The organism is Antiquaquibacter metalliresistens (assembly GCF_029211225.1).
Classification (GTDB): domain Bacteria; phylum Actinomycetota; class Actinomycetes; order Actinomycetales; family Microbacteriaceae; genus Rhodoglobus; species Rhodoglobus metalliresistens.
Genome location: NZ_JARGEM010000017.1, coordinates 1 through 2,983, shown reverse-complemented (window position 1 = coordinate 2,983; position 2,983 = coordinate 1). Strand labels below are relative to the sequence as shown.

The 2,983-nt window shown below is 61.0% G+C and carries 2 protein-coding genes and 1 tRNA gene; all 3 read left to right on the top strand.

Annotated elements, in window-relative coordinates:
- The first annotated feature begins 112 nt into the window (after nucleotides 1-112).
- Nucleotides 113-1,912 carry an AIPR family protein gene (locus PYV02_RS15240; RefSeq protein WP_275759930.1) on the top strand — a complete coding sequence of 600 codons (1,800 nt, stop codon included), beginning with the start codon at nucleotides 113-115 and terminating at the stop codon, nucleotides 1,910-1,912.
- 147 nt (nucleotides 1,913-2,059) lie between these two features.
- Nucleotides 2,060-2,133 (top strand) — tRNA-Ile (locus PYV02_RS15235).
- A gap of 134 nt (nucleotides 2,134-2,267) precedes the next feature.
- The gene (locus tag PYV02_RS15230; protein WP_275759929.1) at nucleotides 2,268-2,807 is read left to right on the top strand and encodes a hypothetical protein; all 540 of its coding nucleotides are present in this window, start codon (nucleotides 2,268-2,270) and stop codon (nucleotides 2,805-2,807) included.
- The last annotated feature ends 176 nt before the right edge of the window (nucleotides 2,808-2,983 follow it).

The following is a 2,983-nucleotide window of genomic DNA, read 5'->3' as shown; positions in this document are numbered from 1 at the left end:
CACCTACGAAGCCGCCTACGCGGCGACCGCGTCCGCTACCCTCGCGGAAGCGGCATAACCGAACCGACACCGTGTCCACGATCAAGGGTCAAGGCCCTTGAGGAGCCCACAAATGTCTGGTTCGACAACCACCACCGCAGCACTCGCAGCTAGTCGACCCGCCTACGCCGCATTTGAGACTCGGGACGATCTCTCGGCATACAGCGACAACGCTTTGCTGCTCTTCTCCGCGCAGCTCCGGCTTGGATTCGACGACGTCGATTCGTTCGCTGCCAACGCGCTGACGGACGGCAGCAACGACAAGAAGTGCGATCTGGTCGCGGTGGTGGCAGATGGCACCAGGATTGTTGTCGCTCAGGGTTACATGACTGCGCAAAACAAGCAGGAGGCTCCCGCGAATAAGGCAAGCGAGCTGAACACTGCGGTCAGCTGGCTGATATCGGGCTCACTCGACGGATTGCCGGAAACCTTGCGGGGAGCCGCGGAAGAGGTCCGCGCCGCGCTCGATTCCGGCGACGTAAAGGAAATCGAGATCTGGTACGTCCACAATCTCCCGGAATCCGTCAACGTGCAGAACGAGCTTGATCAAGCTGCCGCTACGGCGGATGCCATTGTTCGGCGCGAGTTTCCCAGCGCTTCTGTTGATGTCACCGCAGTCGAAATCGGACGGGATGTGCTCGAACAGGACTACGCACGCACCCAGGCGCCAATCTTGGTCTCGGAGTCATTCTCGTTCTCGATACCGGGCGGCTTCGAGATCAGCGCTAGTGGTTGGAGCGCCTTCTCGACCGCGATTCGCGCGTCCGACCTCAGGGCCCTCTGGGCAACCCACTCGGTCCAACTAATGTCGCCGAACATTCGCGACTACTTGGGAATGGTCAAGTCCACCGGGAATATCAACTTCGGCATCAAGGAGACTGCTAAGTCGCAGCCCGACAACTTCGCGATCTTCAACAACGGCATCACGGTGCTAGTGAACGAATTCGAAGCTGACTTGGCAGCGGGTGTGCTCAAAGTCAAGGGGCTTGGGATCGTTAATGGCGGCCAAACGACGGGCGCGCTGGGTGAAATTCCTACCGCCGAAGCTGCGAATGTCGGGTCCGCGATGGTGATGGCCCGATTTGTGAAGTGCAACGATCAAGCTGTTCTTGAGGACATCGTCCGATACAACAACACGCAGAACAAGGTGGAAGCGACGGACTTCCGAAGCAAGGACGCCATCCAGGAGCGGCTGCGTCTCGAGTTCAGCAAGATCCCCGATGCCGATTACCGGGGAGGTCGTCGCGGAGGTGCTCGGGACGCCATCGTTCGACGGCGCGACCTGGTGCCCGACTCGTCGGTCGCGCAGTCGCTGGCAGCGTTTCACGGCGATCCGAACTTGGCCTACAACGAGACCCGGACCATCTGGGACCTCGATGGGGTCTACGCAAATGTCTTCCGTGAGGCACTAACCGCCCGTCATATCGTCCTGGCGTACAGCCTGCTTAAGGCCGTGGATCGTGCGAAGCAAAACATCGTAAAGATACCCGAGGCTTCCCGTACTGAAGCGCAGAAGAAACATGCTGCGTTCTTCAGCTCACGCGGCTCGAATTACCTGCTGGTCGCTGCAATCGGTTCGTGTCTCGAAACGATCATTGGTAGACCGATCACCGATAGGTATGCGCTCCGATTCACCAAGAACGTCTCCCCAGCTGCGGCCACCGATTTGTGGCAACCCGTCGTTGACGTCGTCCTCGCATTCTCAGCTCAGCTGGCACCAGCGACTGACCAAGGATTGAAAGCGCAAGAACGCGTGGATAAGGCTATTGGGGATTTCAGCGCCATGATAGAAGCGACGCGATCAGCGAACCCCGCTCCGTTCGACGCGCTGGCAAAGGCGATGGATCCACCCGCCGCGAAGGCTACGACCTAGCGGTGGCGAAGCAGCCCACTTCACTTGAATAGGCAACAGAACTCGGACGGCACAGGGAACCGCGATAGCCGTCACTCTCGCCGCTTACGGCATCGCCCCACTCCCCGCCCGGTATCGTGTTGACGCGGCGACCTGCGCGGTCGTCACGGGGCGGTAGCTCAGCTGGTTAGAGCAGCGGACTCATAATCCGTCGGTCACGGGTTCAAGTCCCGTCCGCCCTACCGCTGCTTTGTATGACTTCGCCTGGTTCTTGACGCTTTGTCTTCGGGCGATGGTCGACGGTGTTCCGGTGTTGTGAGTGACCGCGCACATCTGGCACGGAAACGACCCGCTACAGCGGCGCTAGGGTGAGCGTATGCGAGAGGTGTTGCGGATCGGATTGGCGGCTATCATCGCTGCCGGTGCGACACTGCTACTGTCCGCGCTCGCCGAGGTCGAATGGTGGACTGGCTACTGGTTCTGGGTCGTCGTCGGTGCCACTCTCGCCGCCATCATCGGCTGGATCGTCTCAATGGTGCCCGGCCGAGCTCGCGGAGAACGCGGAGTTGCGTTCACCATCTCACGCGACGCGGCCTACTGGGTGCTTCAACCGGAGCAGCATCGGATGATCTATGACGTCCGTTGGCGAGTCGGTAACGGTTTCCTCGCCTCCGACGGGGCAATCACGCCTTACGGACGCCTAGACCTTCACCGCGACGGCATCCGTTCGCAGATCCGCATCCAGGCCGTTGATGGCGCGAAACTAGAGCTGTGGTGGATTGACGGGGAGCCTCATCACGCTGCGGTCGAACTCGACCAATCGATGCGGCGTCTGAAGGTACGGCCCGGCGTCGGCGAGGAACCGCCACCCCTCGCCGGAGGCTACTCGGGACCGATCAACGGGCAGACCGTCTGACGGGTTGAGAACCGAGGCGTCTGGGCGCGACGAAGGCGCCCGCACGGCCCTGGATTCCGACCGCATCGTCCGCTTCGCAGGCTCATCCCAATCGGGGGTGTAGGAGTTGGGGTCTGAAGCCGCCGGTCTCGAGCAGGCTTCGGGCGATGTAGTTGGTCAGGTTGCGGAACCCGAGT